21 protein-coding genes and 1 pseudogene are annotated in these 14,194 nt (G+C 66.6%); 14 read left to right on the top strand and 8 right to left on the bottom strand.

What is annotated here, in order from left to right:
• From VK533_RS14815 to VK533_RS14800, 4 genes and pseudogenes are all read left to right on the top strand, one after another.
• Positions 1–408 (top strand): annotated as a pseudogene (locus VK533_RS14815) (sodium:proton exchanger); the annotation flags it as partial.
• Complete coding sequence (locus VK533_RS14810) at positions 405–755, top strand: diacylglycerol kinase (RefSeq protein ID WP_324379005.1); 351 nt, start codon at positions 405–407, stop codon at positions 753–755. The pseudogene VK533_RS14815 and the gene VK533_RS14810, both read left to right, overlap by 4 nt.
• A gap of 8 nt (positions 756–763) precedes the next feature.
• Positions 764–1,087, top strand: coding sequence for a DUF423 domain-containing protein (locus VK533_RS14805; protein ID WP_324379002.1), 324 nt, complete (start codon positions 764–766; stop codon positions 1,085–1,087).
• Positions 1,088–1,109: 22 nt separating this feature from the next.
• Positions 1,110–1,991, top strand: a complete 882-nt coding sequence (locus VK533_RS14800; protein WP_324379000.1) for a hypothetical protein — start codon at positions 1,110–1,112, stop codon at positions 1,989–1,991.
• 32 nt (positions 1,992–2,023) lie between these two features.
• Here the strand turns inward: VK533_RS14800 and aroB are convergent, their stop codons facing one another.
• Positions 2,024–3,118, bottom strand: coding sequence for a 3-dehydroquinate synthase (aroB, locus tag VK533_RS14795; RefSeq protein WP_324378998.1), 1,095 nt, complete (start codon positions 3,116–3,118; stop codon positions 2,024–2,026).
• On the bottom strand, positions 3,115–3,654 hold the full coding sequence (locus VK533_RS14790; protein ID WP_324378996.1) for a shikimate kinase: 540 nt from the start codon (positions 3,652–3,654) through the stop codon (positions 3,115–3,117). The genes aroB and VK533_RS14790 overlap by 4 nt, the downstream gene beginning before the upstream one ends.
• A 76-nt stretch (positions 3,655–3,730) precedes the next feature.
• Here VK533_RS14790 and VK533_RS14785 point away from each other — a divergent pair, with 76 nt between their 5' ends.
• From VK533_RS14785 to VK533_RS14770, 4 genes are all read left to right on the top strand, one after another.
• On the top strand, positions 3,731–3,868 hold the full coding sequence (locus VK533_RS14785; protein ID WP_324378995.1) for a hypothetical protein: 138 nt from the start codon (positions 3,731–3,733) through the stop codon (positions 3,866–3,868).
• A 139-nt stretch (positions 3,869–4,007) separates the two neighbouring features.
• The gene (locus VK533_RS14780; protein ID WP_324378993.1) at positions 4,008–5,663 is read left to right on the top strand and encodes a hypothetical protein; all 1,656 of its coding nucleotides are present in this window, start codon (positions 4,008–4,010) and stop codon (positions 5,661–5,663) included.
• A gap of 54 nt (positions 5,664–5,717) precedes the next feature.
• Positions 5,718–6,665 (top strand): tyrosine recombinase, encoded by a 948-nt coding sequence (locus tag VK533_RS14775; protein WP_324378991.1) that lies wholly within the window; start codon positions 5,718–5,720, stop codon positions 6,663–6,665.
• A gap of 108 nt (positions 6,666–6,773) precedes the next feature.
• On the top strand, positions 6,774–7,721 hold the full coding sequence (locus VK533_RS14770) for an acetyl-CoA carboxylase carboxyltransferase subunit alpha (protein WP_324378989.1): 948 nt from the start codon (positions 6,774–6,776) through the stop codon (positions 7,719–7,721).
• Between the two features lie 41 nt (positions 7,722–7,762).
• Here VK533_RS14770 and VK533_RS14765 read toward each other — a convergent pair whose 3' ends face one another.
• From VK533_RS14765 to VK533_RS14755, 3 genes are all read right to left on the bottom strand, one after another.
• Entirely contained in the window at positions 7,763–7,930 is a 168-nt protein-coding gene (locus VK533_RS14765) for a Flp family type IVb pilin (protein ID WP_324378987.1), read from the bottom strand.
• Positions 7,931–8,121: 191 nt separating this feature from the next.
• Positions 8,122–8,289 carry a Flp family type IVb pilin gene (locus VK533_RS14760; RefSeq protein ID WP_324378985.1) on the bottom strand — a complete coding sequence of 56 codons (168 nt, stop codon included), beginning with the start codon at positions 8,287–8,289 and terminating at the stop codon, positions 8,122–8,124.
• Between the two features lie 140 nt (positions 8,290–8,429).
• On the bottom strand, positions 8,430–8,612 hold the full coding sequence (locus VK533_RS14755) for a Flp family type IVb pilin (protein ID WP_324378983.1): 183 nt from the start codon (positions 8,610–8,612) through the stop codon (positions 8,430–8,432).
• Between the two features lie 81 nt (positions 8,613–8,693).
• Between VK533_RS14755 and VK533_RS14750 the strand changes: the two genes are divergently transcribed.
• Complete coding sequence (locus VK533_RS14750) at positions 8,694–9,098, top strand: (deoxy)nucleoside triphosphate pyrophosphohydrolase (RefSeq protein WP_324378981.1); 405 nt, start codon at positions 8,694–8,696, stop codon at positions 9,096–9,098.
• 196 nt (positions 9,099–9,294) lie between these two features.
• Here VK533_RS14750 and VK533_RS14745 read toward each other — a convergent pair whose 3' ends face one another.
• The 3 genes from VK533_RS14745 to VK533_RS14735 form a co-directional block, all read right to left on the bottom strand.
• The gene (locus VK533_RS14745; RefSeq protein ID WP_324378979.1) at positions 9,295–9,789 is read right to left on the bottom strand and encodes a hypothetical protein; all 495 of its coding nucleotides are present in this window, start codon (positions 9,787–9,789) and stop codon (positions 9,295–9,297) included.
• Between the two features lie 86 nt (positions 9,790–9,875).
• Positions 9,876–10,211 carry a hypothetical protein gene (locus tag VK533_RS14740; RefSeq protein WP_324378976.1) on the bottom strand — a complete coding sequence of 112 codons (336 nt, stop codon included), beginning with the start codon at positions 10,209–10,211 and terminating at the stop codon, positions 9,876–9,878.
• Between the two features lie 127 nt (positions 10,212–10,338).
• The gene (locus VK533_RS14735) at positions 10,339–11,232 is read right to left on the bottom strand and encodes a methyltransferase domain-containing protein (RefSeq protein ID WP_324378975.1); all 894 of its coding nucleotides are present in this window, start codon (positions 11,230–11,232) and stop codon (positions 10,339–10,341) included.
• Here VK533_RS14735 and VK533_RS14730 point away from each other — a divergent pair.
• From VK533_RS14730 to VK533_RS14710, 5 genes are all read left to right on the top strand, one after another.
• Positions 11,231–11,980 (top strand): ComF family protein, encoded by a 750-nt coding sequence (locus tag VK533_RS14730; protein WP_324378973.1) that lies wholly within the window; start codon positions 11,231–11,233, stop codon positions 11,978–11,980. The two genes, VK533_RS14735 and VK533_RS14730, sit on opposite strands and share 2 nt — an antisense overlap.
• 44 nt (positions 11,981–12,024) lie before the next feature.
• Positions 12,025–12,282: a glutaredoxin 3 gene (grxC, locus tag VK533_RS14725; RefSeq protein WP_324378970.1), complete on the top strand. Its 258-nt coding sequence runs from the start codon at positions 12,025–12,027 to the stop codon at positions 12,280–12,282.
• On the top strand, positions 12,282–13,112 hold the full coding sequence (locus VK533_RS14720; protein ID WP_324378968.1) for a carbon-nitrogen hydrolase family protein: 831 nt from the start codon (positions 12,282–12,284) through the stop codon (positions 13,110–13,112). The genes grxC and VK533_RS14720 overlap by 1 nt, the downstream gene beginning before the upstream one ends.
• A complete protein-coding gene (locus VK533_RS14715) occupies positions 13,109–13,555 on the top strand; it encodes a DUF1178 family protein (RefSeq protein ID WP_324378966.1) in 447 nt (148 codons plus the stop codon). Before VK533_RS14720 ends, VK533_RS14715 begins: the two co-directional genes overlap by 4 nt.
• Positions 13,556–13,696: 141 nt before the next feature.
• On the top strand, positions 13,697–14,194 hold a 498-nt coding region (locus VK533_RS14710), incomplete at its 3' end, for a hypothetical protein (RefSeq protein ID WP_324378964.1).

Genomic DNA, 14,194 nt, shown 5'->3' with positions numbered 1-14,194 from the left:
GATGGCACGCGGCTCGATCTGCTCAGGCAGGCGGGCGCCGACGAGGCGCGCACGATCGTATTCGCGATGGACAAGGATCAGCTCAGCCGCGACGAACTGGAGCTTACGCTCAAGACCTTCCGCCAGGCCGCGATCTTCGTGCGCGCCTACGATCGGCGGGCTCTGATGCGCTATCGCGGGCTCGATACCGTCGCGGTGATCCGCGAAGTGTTCGAAAGCGCGGTCGTGATGGGCCGGCGCGTGCTCAAGACGCTGGGCGTCGACGATGATCGCATCACGCGGATCGAGACCGCCTACCGCGCCCGCGACAAGGAAAGGCTGCGCATCCAGGTCGAGAAAGGCAACGATTCCCCCGAGGCGCGCTCTATCCTTTCGCCGGCGGCGTTGCTGCTGGACGAGGACGGATGAAGAACCGCCCGCTTCATCAGCGGCTCGGTTTCGCCTTTGCGGGTCTTCGCTCCGGCTGGCTGCGGGAGCGAAGCTTCCGCACGCATTGCCTGTTCGCGCTCGCGGCTTTGACCGCGCTGGTCGTATTGCGGCCGGCGGCGATCTGGTGGGCGCTGGTGGCCTTGGTCGCGGCGATGGTGATGGCGCTTGAGCTGATCAATTCAGCGATCGAGGGTGTGATCGACCTGCTCCATCCGGCTCAGCACCCCGAGATCAAGATCATCAAGGACATGGTCGCCGGTGCGGTGCTGATCGTTAGCGTCGCGGCCTTGATAGTGGCTGCCGCTTTGCTGGTCGCCTCCTTGTGAACCGAACTTTGGTCCGCCTCGCTGCCTTGTCCGGCGCGTGTGCCGTGATCGCCGGCGCGTTTGGCGCACACGGGGTGAGCGGCGAGCCGGGCGAATGGCTCAAGACCGGCGGCGAATATGAGATGATTCACGCGCTTGCGGCGATTGTCGCCGTCCAGTTGGGAAACAGGGTCGCTGCGATCCTGTTCCTGTGCGGCTCGGCGCTGTTCGCCGCGACGCTCTATGCGATGGCGTTGGGCGCGCCGCATTGGCTCGGCATCGTCACGCCTGTAGGCGGCCTCGGCATGATCGCCGGCTGGCTGCTGTTGGCGTGGCGCCACGCAACGAAGTGAGACGCGGGCCGCTCGCTTTTTCATGACCAACCCCATCAGCAAATTCGCCGTCCGCCTGCATCAGGCCGTGATCGAGCCCGCGCTCGTGCTTGCCTTGCGCCGGTCACGGCTGCGCCGGTTCGATATGACGGCCGGCGACGTGGCCGAATATCCGGTCGAATGGCACCGCCCGCAGGATTGCCGCGCGCCATGCCCGCTCCACACCGACAAGGTGCCCAAATTGCTGCGGCGTTATGCCGGGCAGCGGCCGCACAGTTCCACCTGGAGCGAGCGGACCCGGCTGACGCCGATGCTGATCGCGATGGATCGCTTGGGCGATGCCGCTGCCTTCGATGCTTTGCTGAAGCAGCGCTCGTCGCGGACTTTGTCGAAGATCCGCAAGGCGGAGCGCGCCGGTTATGGCGCGCGGCAATTCATGCTCGCTTCGCATGTCGAGGATATGCACGCGGTCCGCACGTCGATGGCGTTTCGCGCCGCCGGCCCCGTGTTCGACCGCTGGTTCCTCAAGCCCGAGCATATCGATACGCCCGCGACCGAGCGTCTGACGGTGGGGCCGCCCTGTTGCCCGGTCCATTGGACGATCTGGTGGGGCATATTCCTGCCCGAGCCTGGCCATCGCCAGAACGGGGTCGAGGTCGGCGAGCGGCTGGTCGCCTACGTCAAGGTGATGCGGATCGGCGACGTCGTCCATTATACCGAGATCATGGGCCATCGCGACCGGCTCGCCGACAGCGTGATGATGCTGCTCCACTATCGGATCGTGCGCTGGCTGATCGCGCAGGACGAGCCGGCAGCGAAGGGCGCCAAGGTGCTGCTCTATGGCGCGGCCGAGCATGGCGGTGCGGGCTTGCTCACATGGAAGAAGCGCGCCGGTTTCGTGCCCGGTCGACTGCGGCTGGCTTAGAAGCCCTCTCCCGCAAGCGGGAGAGGGCTAAGCTAGCGTTCGCCGTCGAGGAAGCGGGCGACCTCGGCCAGATCGACATCCTTCGCGAGGAAGGTTTGGCCGATTCCGCGCGCGAGCAGGAAGGGCAGGCGGCCGCGCTCCATCTTCTTGTCGTGCGCCATATGCGCGACCAAAGTCGCGCCGTCGGCATCGACATGCGCGGCCTTGAGCGTGGTCGGCAGGCCGATCCGATCGAGGTGGCTGGCGACGCGAACCGCATCCTCGCCCGGGCAGAGCCCCTGTGCGGCTGAGAAACGGAAGGCGAGCGCCATGCCGCAGGCGACGCCCTCGCCATGGAGCAAGACATCGGAGAAACCGGTCTCGGCCTCCAGCGCATGGCCGAACGTATGGCCGAGGTTGAGGAGGGCGCGCACACCGCTGGTCTCGCGTTCGTCGGCGGCGACGACACGTGCCTTGGCGGCGACGCTGTGCGCGATCGCCTGCGTCCGCGCTTCGGCATCCCCCTTGAGCAAGGCCTCGGCATGGCTTTCGCACCAGGAGAAGAAGTCGAAATCGTCGATCAGGCCGTATTTGACCACCTCGGCATAGCCGGCGCGCACGTCGCGCAGCGGCAAGGTGTCGAGCGTGGTCGGATCGATCAGCACCAGATCGGGCTGATGGAAGGTGCCGACCAGATTCTTGCCCGCGCGGGCGTTGATCGCGGTCTTGCCGCCGACCGAACTGTCGACCTGGGACAGCAGGGTGGTTGGCACCTGCACGAAGCCGCAGCCGCGCTTGAGGATCGAGGCGGCGAAACCGACCAGATCCCCGATCACGCCGCCGCCGAGCGCGACGATCCGGTCGCTGCGCTCGACGCCATAGTCGAGCAGCTGATCGGTCAGCCGTTCGAGCATGCCCCAGCTTTTGGTGGCTTCGCCCGCCGGCAGGATGATCGGATCGATCTTGATGTCGCCGAGACCCGCGGCGAGGCGCGGCAATTGCTGGGCCGCGACCGTTTCGTCGGTCACCACCACCAGCCGGCCCTTGCGCGCGAACGGCGCGAGATGCTCGGCGGCGCGATCGAGCAGCCCGGCTTCGATCAGGATCGGGTAGGAACGGTCGCCCAGGCCGACATCGACACGGATCATCGGCCAAGCACTCTCAATATGGCGTCGACCGTTGCGTCATGCGGCAAGGGTCGGCTGCGGATGTGGATCGGCGCGAGCGCGTAGATCGGATTGCGCGCCTCTGCCAAAGCGGCGAGCTTCTCGCGCGGGTCGGTGCCGTTGAGCAAGGGCCGGGTTCCGGCGCGGCGGCCGACACGCTCGGCCAACACGTCGACATCGGCGTCGAGCCAGATCGCGGTCGCGCGCTCGAGAATGAGCGATCGAGTCTGATCGTTCATGAACGCGCCGCCGCCGGTCGCGATAACCTTGGGATTGCCGTCGATCAGGCGCGAGATCACGCGCCGTTCGCCGTCGCGAAACTCCGCTTCGCCATATTTCTCGAACATCTCGGCGATGGTCAGTCCGGCCGCCTCCTCAATTTCGTGATCGGAATCGGCGAAAGGGAGGTGGAGGCGATGCGCCAGCCGACGGCCGACGGTGGATTTGCCAGCACCCATCAGCCCGATCAGCACGATCGGACGGGATATCGGATCATGCTGATGCGCGGTGGCGGACATGGCGGCAGGGGCTATACACAGGCCTCCCCGGTCGGGCAAAAGCGCCGCCGCATATGAATTCTTGAAGGATGCCAAGTTGCCGCGCCCGATCCTGATTCTCCTCATCATTCTTGTGGTCATCGTCGGCGCGATGCTCGCGCTGGCGGCGCTCGATCGCCCAGTGCCGGTGACGCATGTCGAGCAGCCGGTGACCGCCAATGCGGCGACGCACTAAGTTTCTTGCCGGGTTAGCGGCGGGGGCGACGGCACTCGCGGTTGCGCTGCCGGCGCTAAGTCAGGACGCGCCGCAATCCTTGTTGCCGCCGGGATTTGGCGCAAACCCGCCCAAGGCGGTGCCTGCCCCAACTCAGCCTGTGCCCGTTCAGGGCGCCGCGCCCGCGCCGATCGGGCCGGCGGCGACATCCAATGCCGACGAAGCGGTTGCGGAAACCAGCCCAGCCTTGCTGCCGGCCGATATCGCCAAGCTCGCCGCGGCCGAGATCGCGCCGCTGGAGGAGATGCCGGACGCAGCGACGCGCTCGCTCGATCTGGTGGGTCCCGAATCCATTTACGGGACGGATGCCTTTGGCGAGGCGGATGGCCGCTACGTCGTAACCCTGATGCGCCGCCTGCAGACGCCGATCGCGTCGCGTTGGGCGGAGATCATGCTGCGCCGGGCCTTGCTCGGTGCGACGCCCGCGCCGCGCGGTGAGGGGCAGGCCGATTGGGTTGCCGATCGGGCCGCTTTGCTGCTGCGGCTGGGCGAGGCCGATGCCGCGCGGATGCTGGTCCAGGGCGTCGATGTCGAGCGCTTCAGCCCGCGTCTGCGCCGGGTCGCGATCGAATCGGCGCTGGCGACGTCCGATCCGCAGGGTCTGTGCCCGCTGCCGGAAGGTGGCGAGCAGGTCGGCGGTCAGCCCGTATGGCCGATGGTCCGTGCGATATGCGCCACGCTGGCGGGCGACGAGGCGACCGCGAACGCCACGATCGGTCGCGGCCCGCCCAACGATCCGATCGACCATCCGCTCGCCGAACGGCTGGTGGCGGCGGGCGGCGGCGGACGCCGCGACGTGCAGATCGACTGGACGGCGGTCGATTCGCTGACCGACTGGCGTTTCGGCCTGGCGAGCGCGCTTGGCGTCGCCATCCCACAGAATCTGCTCGATGGCGCGCCCGTGTGGTTCGAGGCGTGGCTGGCGCGCGCACCGATGTTGTCCGCGGCCGATCGGATCGCCCCTGCCCGGATCGCCGCGGTGCTCGGCGTCGTCTCCAGTGCCGATCTGGTCGATCTCTATGGCCGGGCGATGGACGAATCCGGCGACGAGGATACGGACAGCCCGGCCGGCAGGCTGCGCGCCGCCTATCGCGGCGACGACGATGATGCCCGGCTCAACGCGATGCATGCCATCTGGGATGCGGCCGCCAATGGCGAAGGCGGCGAGCGCGATCGTTATGCGGCGTCGATCCTGACCGCGCGTGCGGCGGTGGGCATCACGCCGTCCGGCGATCAGAAGGACGATGTCGCGGCTCTGGTCGAATCGATGCTGGCGGCCGGGCTCGACATCCAGGCCGAACGCTGGGCGCAGGTCGCGGATGCGGCCGGCGGTAGCGACGGCGATCGGGCCTGGTCGGTCCTCGCGGTGGGCGCGCGCCGGCCAGTGGTTGGCATCACCCCGGCGCGGGTGCGCAAGTTCGCCGATCGCGCGGGCGCCTCGGGTGCGCAGCGCAGTGCCTTGCTGGTCTCCGCACTGGCGGGGCTCGGGCGGCTGAGCGATGCGGACGCGGCCAAGCTCGCCGCACGGCTGGGTGTCACGCTCGGCCAGTCCAGTCCCTATGGCAACGCGCTGCGGCGCGCGGTTTCGGCACGCCAGCGCGGCACCGTCGCCTTGCTGGTCGCGGTCGGCATGCAGTCCCCTAACTGGACGGGCGTGCCGGCGGCCGATTTCTACCAGATGGTCAGCGCGCTGCGCGCGGTCGGCATGGAGAATGAGGCGCGCATGATCTCGGCGGAAGCGATGACGCGGCTGTGACCGTCGGCGGGGCCATGAGGCGGCGATGACCGCCGGCGAGTCTGTGAGGCGGCGATGACCGCCGCGGGGGCAAGCGGAGAAGATCGGGCGCTGATCGAGCGCTTCCTGGAGATGATGGCCGCCGAAGCCGGCGCGGCGCGCAACACGCTGATGGCCTATGGCCGCGATCTGGCGGGGGCGTCGGAATCGCTCGGCGGCAAGCTTGGCCAGGCCGATGCGGCGATGCTGAGCCGGCTGGGCGAAGAATGGCTGCCGCTCGCGCGCAGCAGCGTCGCGCGCAAGGCTTCGGCCCTGCGGCGCTTCTTCGCCTTCCTCGCGGAGGAACGGCTACGCGCCGACGATCCCTCCGACGCCTTGCCGCGGCCAAGTGCGGCCCGATCGCTGCCGCGCACGCTCGACCATAAGGATGTCGACCGGCTGTTCGCCGAGATCGAGCGGCGGTTGGGCGTAGAGCGCTCGCCCGCCAATCTGCGCCTCGCGGCACTGGTGGAGCTTTTGTACGGATCGGGCCTGCGCGCGACCGAATTGGTGTCGTTGCCGCGCAATCTGGTGCGGCGAGACCAGCCTTATCTGATCCTGCGCGGCAAGGGCGGGCGCGAACGGCTGGTGCCGGTGTCGGATCGGGCGCGCGCGGCGGTCGGCGAATATGCCGCGACCCTGCCCAAGGACGGCGCCTATCTCTTTCCTTCGGGCAAGGCCCATGTCAGCCGCGTCCGCCTGTTCCAGCTGCTGCGCGCATTGGCCGCCGGTGCCGGCATCAGCCCGGATCGGGTGAGCCCGCACGTCCTGCGCCATGCCTTCGCCACGCATCTGCTGGAGGGCGGGGCGGACCTGCGCGCGCTGCAGACGATGCTGGGCCATGCCGACATCGCCACCACCCAGATCTACACGCATATCGACAGCCGCCGGCTGGTCGAACTGGTCAATCAGCGTCACCCGCTGGCGGACGGCCCGGGTGGGCGGGCCGAGGGGAAAATTGAAAAAACGCCGAAAACGAACTGATAGATTGCCCGCTGGCTCTGTTTCATGTGGAACAATACAAGAACTTACTAAGCGCCGCCATCATCTGGCGCGTTGACGCTGACGGCTTCGCCTCTTAACCGCCGCCCGATGACTGCTTTCCTCGAATTCGAAAAGCCGATCGCCGAGCTCGAAGCGCGGATCGTCGAATTGCGCGAGACCGCCGACAGCCATGACGGCGCGCTCGACATCGAAACCGAAGTCGCCAAGCTCCAGTCCAAGTCGGACCGGCTGCTGCGCGAGGCTTATTCCAAGCTGACGCCGTGGCAGAAGACGCAGGTCGCGCGCCACCCCGAGCGGCCGCATCTCAAGGACTATATCGCGGGCTTCGTCGACGATTTCATGCCGCTTGCGGGCGACCGCGCCTTTGCCGACGATCAGGCGATCGTGGGCGGCCTCGGCCGCATTGCCGGCCGGCGCGTGGTCGTGATCGGGCATGAGAAAGGCGACGATACCGCCAGTCGCATCCGGCACAATTTCGGCATGGCCAAGCCCGAAGGCTATCGCAAGGGTATCCGCCTGATGCGGCTGGCCGAACGCTTCGGTCTGCCGGTGGTGACCCTGGTCGATACCGCCGGTGCGTTTCCCGGCGTCCAGGCGGAAGAGCGCGGCCAGGCCGAAGCGATCGCGCGGTCGACCGAGCAATGCCTGGCGCTGGGCGTGCCGATCGTCGCGGCGATCGTCGGCGAGGGCGGATCGGGCGGGGCGGTGGCACTGGCGGCCGCCAACCGCGTGCTGATGTTCGAGCACGCCATTTATTCGGTGATTTCGCCGGAAGGCGCGTCGTCGATCCTGTGGCGCGGACCCGAAAAGGCGGCCGATGCCGCCGAGGCGATGAAGATCACCGCGCAGGATCTGGAAAAACTGGGTGTGGTCGACCGGATCGTGCCCGAGCCCGTCGGCGGTGCGCAGCGCGACCCGGCGGCGGCGATCGCGGCGCTCGGCGATGCGATCGCGGATGAATTGGCGAGCCTGTCGGCGATAGCGCCGGCCGCTCTGATCGAGCAGCGGCGCGCCAAGTTCCTCGCCATAGGCTGATCCCCTCCCGTGGTCTCCACGGAAGGGGATCGGGTACGCTCTTACGAGACGTTCATGTTGTTCGACACGTTCGAAAACGTGGTGCTGAGCTTGCCGCCGAGCGTCGACATCGCGCCGATCGCCGCGACCGCGATCAACGCCGCGATCAGGCCGTATTCGATGGCCGTCGCGCCGCGCTTTTCGCTGGCGAGGTTCTTCAAAAACTTCATAGGTGCCTCCAGAAGTTCGCCCCCGTAACGAAGGCCGAAGCTCTGTTAATCTGGCATAACTATACTTATGTTTCCGAAGATGGTTAACGTTACGCAAGCAAAACCATATTGACCGTCAGTTGCGCAGCAGAATCAAAAAGGGCCGGCGCAATTTCTTGCGCCGGCCCAATCCGTTCAGTCCGTAATCGAGATTACGAGACGTTCATGTTGTTCGACACGTTCGAGAACGTGTTCTTGAGCTTGCCGCCGAGCGTCGACATCGCACCGATCGCGGCAACCGCGATCAAGGCGGCGATGAGGCCGTATTCGATGGCGGTAGCGCCCTTGCTGTTCTTGATGAAATTACGGATGGCACGCATAACTGATTCTCCTCGTCGATCGACTGCTGTTAGGTCCTGACTTCACGGCGCCGGCTGCCTTAAGGAGCGGACCAGCACTGGCCTGATTAACGGTTGGTGGTTTAGGAATATTTAATGCCGCGCCGGTCCTTGTCATTTTTTTAGGATACCGACATCGCGGTGCTGGCCTTGGTGGTCATATTTCCCCAAATGCCGCCAGTTGAGCCACCGAGCGCGGAGATGCCGACCACGACCACGATCACGATCAGGGCGACGATCAAGCCATATTCGATCGCGGTCGCGCCGCGCTTGTTGCGGACGAGCTTGATCAGTCGGCTGTTCATGTCCCATTCCCTCAACGCGTCCGCCATACGTCACAGACTCGGAAGGCGAGTTTAGGCCGGGTAGGGTAAAGAAAGGATTTCATGAACTTCCTGTCTGTCGCATCGGCGGCGTTGATCGACGCCGACGGCCGCTTGCTGATCCAGCAGCGGCCGCCCGGAAAGCCGTTCGCCGGCCTGTGGGAATTCCCCGGCGGCAAGGTGGAGGAAGGCGAAACGCCGGAGGCGGCGCTGATTCGCGAACTCAAGGAAGAGCTCGACATCGACGTCGAGGCCGCCTGCCTGGCGCCCGCGACCTTCGCCAGCGAGCTGCAGCCGGGCGGGACGCGCCACATGGTCCTGCTGCTCTACGTATGCCGAAAATGGCGCGGCACGCCGACATCGCTCGAAGGCGCCACGCTGCGTTGGGTGCGCGTCCATGATCTGTACGGGCTCGAAATGCCCGGGCCCGACCGGCCGCTGATAGGATTGCTTGAAGCGTTATTGTGAAGCGCCGCACTGGCCCGCGCCCCTGTCCAGCCTCCCATAGCGTGTGATTGACGGGCGACCGGCGGGAAGGTCCGCCGGTGAATGTCCGCTCTTGGGTGGAAAGGCGACCGGTAGCTTTTGAGAACCAGTTGGGCGGAAGCGGTCGCGTACGGCGCATCGAGCTAGCGCTTCCAAGCCAATCGAAATGATCTCGCGGCTACGGTGCAGGATCGATCAAAGTCACAGCGTCGACCAAGCGCAAAAGGGCACCGCGATCGGAGGGGACATACGGAATTTTCGATGCGTGCACGTCGATGTAGTAGGTGCCGCGTACGCGACAGACAAAGACGTTGTGCTGGACAACTGGCTTGCCCTGGAACTCCAGCTTCCAGTCATATTCTTGCATCACAGCGTCGCCGCGACCGACCTGAACTTCATCGTTGGGCTGGATGTCGGCTTTGCGTCGCTGGAAAACCTCCCGGCAGCCTTCGATGTTTGCCGGCTCATGCGCATTTTCGACAATCACGGAGAGAACCGTTCCTTGCTTGTCGGCATAGGTATAGACCTTCCGGTCTGGACGGCTTTCAGCGCCGCCGCTGGGCTTCAATTCGCCTAGGGCCAGTTCGAGATGCCAAGGCTCGCTTCCAAAATGCAGCTCGGTAGTCTTCGGTACGGTGGCCGCTAGCGCCGCCAATGCCAGAAGCACGATCATTCCCGCCTCTCCCCAATCGTCTCCTTACAGCATCGTGGCATGTCTTGCCCTATGACAGCAATTGGGTCGGGAGCGGTCGTTGAGATCTACAGAGCTTCGATGATGGCCATGCCTATGGCTGGAGCGGCCTCAACGGTAGGTGAGAAGCCCTCGCCAGGTTGGAGTATCCGGTGAACCACGACACTTGCCCAAGGGCCATTCGCGAGCTGATCCGAGAGTGACGCAACCTGACGGGAAGTTACCGCCACATACTCGCCAATATGCTTGCCGTTAGCCAGTTGGAGTAGATACGCTTGCCCGCGAGGGAGAGTGCCGCCGAACCACGGCTCAGACACTCGACGGGCAATCATCGGGGAAGGGAAAAAATCCTGATCGCCGTCGCCGCCATCGATCTTGAAAGTCGAACCGATTTCTCCGCGCATAACCTCTTGTAAGCCATCGCTCGAATGTCGGCTACTGGGTCGGAAGTTGCCGCACGCCAGACCAAGTGTAGCCATATCGAAACCAATCCTGAACGGGAGGCTGGTCAGGGCGCGACCGGTACGGCGGCTATCCAGCCCTGAGCGCTGCCGTAAGACTGGCGGTGGCCGATCCGCGCCGCGCGGGCTGCGGTTGATCCGGGCCGGGCGACCAGCCGGTCATGAACACCAGTTCGAATCGCTCGCGCAGCCGTCCGTCGGGGCCGGCCTTGGCCGCGAACGATTCGGCGATCGCGGCGAGTCGACCGCGCGTTAGCGGCAGCCTCTGGCCGGCAAGGATGTTGGTCGCCGCCATGCCGCGCAGATCGGTCATCAGCCGGAACGGATCGCCATAGCCGACATCGAGCGGCTCGCCGTCCGCGACGGTCAGCACGAACCCGGCCCGCGTCAGCAGATCGCCGGCCGCGCGTACGTCGATCAGCGGGTGAACCCGCTGAGGAATACCGCCGCCCGCCGCCGCATCGGCATCGAGCAAAGCGCGTTTGAGAAAAGGCAGGCTGCCCGCGCCGGCGAAGCCCGCGAGAAACAGGCCGTCGGGTTTGAGCGCTCGGCGGCACTGGATGAGCGCGCCGGGCAGATCGTTGACGCTGTCGAGCACGCCCGCCGACAGGATCAGGTCGAAGCTGGCGGGTTCGAATGGAAGCCGATCCTCGTCGCACTGCACGCCGCCCGCCGCGAAGCGCGTGCCCGCATCGCTCGCCACGACCTCGATCCCGCGCGCGCGCAGCGCGTCCGCGAGGCTGCCGTCGGCGGTGCCGAGGTCGAGCGCGCGTTCGAACCGCCGCGTCACCAGGTCGAGCCGGTCGAGCAGGCCCTCGACGATCGCGTCGCGCACGAAGCTGTATTCGCGGAAGCGCGGCGCGGCGCGGTCGCGCCGCAGCCGCCGCAGATTGCGATCGAAGATTTCGGGTGGTTCCACGGCGGGGCTTGTGCCCGCGCCCGACGCGACGGACAAGCGGTCCATGTCGCTGCTCAGACTGGTCCGCGATACGGCGCGCGCCGCGATCGCCTTCGCACTGCCGCCGCGTTGCCCGGGTTGCGGCACGGTGGTGGGGGAGGATCATGCTTTCTGCCTGACCTGCTGGCAGAAGCTCGACTTCCTCGGCGGGCCGGCCTGCGCGCAATGCGGCGAACCGGTCGCGCTCGCCTTCCATGAGGAGGCGCGGTGCGGCGCCTGCCTGGCCGATCCGCCGCCCTTCGATCGCGCCCGCGCCGCTGTCGCTTACGGCCCGATCGCCCGCGCGCTCGCGCTCAAGCTCAAATATGGCCGACGGCCCGGCGTTGCGTTGACGATGGCGCGGCCGATGCGGCGGGTCGGCGGGGCGATGCTCGACGGCGCGCTGGTGGCGCCGGTGCCGCTCCATCGCTGGCGGCTGTGGTCGCGCGGCTACAACCAGGCGGCGCTGATCGCGCGGGCGCTGGTGGGGGATGGCGGTGAACTGGCGCTCGACCTGATCGATCGGCCCAAGCGCACGCCGCCGTTGCGCGGATTGGGACGACTGGCGCGCGAGCGGACGGTCGCGGGCGCGTTCCGGATCGGGCCGGCCTGGAAACAGGCGGTGAAGGGCCGCCGCATCGTGCTGATCGACGACGTCTACACCACCGGCGCGACCGCCAAAGGCTGTGCCCGCGTGCTCAAGCGTGCCGGGGCGGCGGAGGTAAACGTCCTGTGCTGGGCGCGCGTGGCGCGTTCGGAGGAGGACATGCGTTGACACACCGCATCGTCAACCACAGATCGGAACGACAAGGAGCGTGAATGCCCAAGGTCGAAATCTACACCAAGATGTTCTGTCCCTATTGCGTGCGGGCCAAGCGGCTGCTCGGTGAAAAGGGCGTCGCCATCGAGGAATATGACATCACGCTGGGCGGCCCGCAGCGCGCGGAGATGATCCAGCGCGCCAATGGCTGCACCACCGTACCCCAGATTTTCATCGGCGACCGCCACGTCGGCGGTTCGGACGAGCTGGCCGCGCTCGAACGAGCGGGCAAGCTCGACCCGATGCTCGCGGGCTGATGCGCGCGGCTTTGCTCCAGGCCAATAGCGGCATCGATCCCCTGCTCGGTGCGCGCACACTGGTCGAGGCGGTCGAACGGGCGGCGGGCGAGGGCGCGGACATGCTGTTCACGCCCGAAATGAGCGCGGTGCTCGATCGCGATCGGGCGCGCGCCGCCGGTACGATCGTCGCCGAGGATCAGGATGTGGCCTTGGCCGCGGTGCGGGAGGCCGCGGCCAAGCACGGCCTGTGGGTCCATTTGGGCTCGCTCGCGGTGCGCGGCGCGGCAGCGGACGGACGCTATGCCAACCGCGCCTTCGTGATCGACGATACCGGCGCGATCCGTGCCCGGTACGACAAGATCCATCTGTTCGACGTCGATCTGCCCGATGGCCAGTCGATCCGCGAATCCGCCGCTTATGCGCCGGGCGGGCAGGCGGTGGCGGTCGATACGCCGTGGGGCCGGCTTGGCCTGTCGGTCTGCTACGATCTGCGTTTCCCGGACCTGTTCCGCGCGCTCAGCGATGCGGGTGCTACCATGCTCGCGATTCCCGCCGCCTTCACCGTGCCGACCGGCAAGGCGCATTGGCATGTGCTGATGCGCGCGCGGGCGATCGAAGCGGCGGCGTTCGTGATCGCGGCCGCCCAGACCGGCACGCACGCCGACGGACGGCAGACCTATGGCCATTCGCTGGTGGTCGATCCCTGGGGCGAAGTGCTGCTCGACATGGGCGATGCACCGGGCGTGGCGCTGGTCGAGATCGATCCCGCCCGCGTCGCCGAGGCGCGGGGCAGGATCCCGGTGATCGATCATCGCCGGCCGATCGGCGCGGTTACGGTGGCGCCATGATCGTGTTCGATCTGGCTTGCGGTCAGCGCCATGTGTTCGAAGCCTGGTTCGGTTCGACCGAGGATTATGAGAGCCAGCGCGCGCGCGGTCTGGTCGCCTGTCCGATCTGCGGCGCGACCGAGATCGGCAAGGCGGTGATGGCGCCCAACGTCGCGCCCAAGGGCAATCAGGGCAACGGAATCGTGCCCATGCAAAGCGGCACGCCGACCGAGATGAAAAAGATGCTGGCCGCGCTCGCCAAGGCGCAGGCCCAGTTGCTGGAGAAGTCCGAACATGTCGGCGCCAAATTCGCCAGCGAAGCGCGCGCGATCCACGAAGGCGACGCGCCCGAGCGCGCGATCCATGGCCAGGCAACGCATGAGGAGGCCAGGGCGCTGGTGGAGGACGGCGTGCCGGTCGCACCGCTGCCGCTGCCGGTGGTACCGCCCGACACCACCCACTGACGGCAATGGTGGACGGCGTGTCGTTCGTCCCGCTTTCGATGCCGTTCGTGCCGCTCAAGGGTACCAGCCAGGCCGTTCGTAGCGCGCCGCTTTGACAGAGGCGGCGTGCGTGATCAGGGCTCCCCGCGAAACGGGGAAGACATGAAGCTGCTCACCAAGATTGCCATGCCGATTGCCGCGACGGCCGGTCTCTGCGCGCCCGCGGCGGCGACGATATTCAACATCACCTTGTCGGGCACGATCGCGACTGGTGCCGACGATCACGGGCTGTTTGGCCCTGCATTCACGTCGCTTGCCGGGCAGGCCTTCACCATCAAATACACACTCGACGCGCAATCGATGACCACCATCACCGATAGCGACGGCGTGTCGCCGCTCTACCGGTTCGATACGCCGGGCGCGATGACTATCTCGGTGACGATCAAGGGCCAGACCTTCACCTTCCACGGCAGCGCGCAGAGTGTTTACCAGAAGACCGATCATGCGGCCGATGGCAGCGATCCGGCTTTCTCGCGCGTCGATTTCCAGGCCTATGACGGCATCAACAGCATCACCGAATCCGCGACCGCGGACAATGCTCCTATCGGGCCGTTGGTGCTCTTTCCGGCTGGTGCGCTGGCGCACAGCAGTCTCAACCTG

Source organism: Sphingomonas sp., from assembly GCF_035317925.1.
GTDB lineage: Bacteria > Pseudomonadota > Alphaproteobacteria > Sphingomonadales > Sphingomonadaceae > Sphingomonas_I.
The sequence above is the reverse complement of the archived record's forward strand: the minus strand, read 5'-3'. Positions and strand labels throughout refer to the sequence as shown.

What these genes read in the sequence shown, in the direction of transcription:
- VK533_RS14755 (WP_324378983.1), bottom strand. Translation starts at nt 8,612, where the DNA reads ATGAACAGCCGACTGATCAAGCTCGTCCGCAACAAGCGCGGCGCGACC.
- VK533_RS14765 (WP_324378987.1), bottom strand. Translation starts at nt 7,930, where the DNA reads ATGAAGTTTTTGAAGAACCTCGCCAGCGAAAAGCGCGGCGCGACGGCC.
- VK533_RS14790 (WP_324378996.1), bottom strand. Translation starts at nt 3,654, where the DNA reads ATGTCCGCCACCGCGCATCAGCATGATCCGATATCCCGTCCGATCGTG.
- VK533_RS14770 (WP_324378989.1), top strand. Translation starts at nt 6,774, where the DNA reads ATGACTGCTTTCCTCGAATTCGAAAAGCCGATCGCCGAGCTCGAAGCG.
- VK533_RS14750 (WP_324378981.1), top strand. Translation starts at nt 8,694, where the DNA reads ATGAACTTCCTGTCTGTCGCATCGGCGGCGTTGATCGACGCCGACGGC.
- VK533_RS14720 (WP_324378968.1), top strand. Translation starts at nt 12,282, where the DNA reads ATGCGCGCGGCTTTGCTCCAGGCCAATAGCGGCATCGATCCCCTGCTC.
- VK533_RS14760 (WP_324378985.1), bottom strand. Translation starts at nt 8,289, where the DNA reads ATGCGTGCCATCCGTAATTTCATCAAGAACAGCAAGGGCGCTACCGCC.
- VK533_RS14800 (WP_324379000.1), top strand. Translation starts at nt 1,110, where the DNA reads ATGACCAACCCCATCAGCAAATTCGCCGTCCGCCTGCATCAGGCCGTG.
- VK533_RS14715 (WP_324378966.1), top strand. Translation starts at nt 13,109, where the DNA reads ATGATCGTGTTCGATCTGGCTTGCGGTCAGCGCCATGTGTTCGAAGCC.
- VK533_RS14730 (WP_324378973.1), top strand. Translation starts at nt 11,231, where the DNA reads ATGTCGCTGCTCAGACTGGTCCGCGATACGGCGCGCGCCGCGATCGCC.
- VK533_RS14735 (WP_324378975.1), bottom strand. Translation starts at nt 11,232, where the DNA reads ATGGACCGCTTGTCCGTCGCGTCGGGCGCGGGCACAAGCCCCGCCGTG.
- VK533_RS14745 (WP_324378979.1), bottom strand. Translation starts at nt 9,789, where the DNA reads ATGATCGTGCTTCTGGCATTGGCGGCGCTAGCGGCCACCGTACCGAAG.
- VK533_RS14775 (WP_324378991.1), top strand. Translation starts at nt 5,718, where the DNA reads ATGACCGCCGCGGGGGCAAGCGGAGAAGATCGGGCGCTGATCGAGCGC.
- grxC (WP_324378970.1), top strand. Translation starts at nt 12,025, where the DNA reads ATGCCCAAGGTCGAAATCTACACCAAGATGTTCTGTCCCTATTGCGTG.
- VK533_RS14810 (WP_324379005.1), top strand. Translation starts at nt 405, where the DNA reads ATGAAGAACCGCCCGCTTCATCAGCGGCTCGGTTTCGCCTTTGCGGGT.
- VK533_RS14740 (WP_324378976.1), bottom strand. Translation starts at nt 10,211, where the DNA reads ATGCGCGGAGAAATCGGTTCGACTTTCAAGATCGATGGCGGCGACGGC.
- aroB (WP_324378998.1), bottom strand. Translation starts at nt 3,118, where the DNA reads ATGATCCGTGTCGATGTCGGCCTGGGCGACCGTTCCTACCCGATCCTG.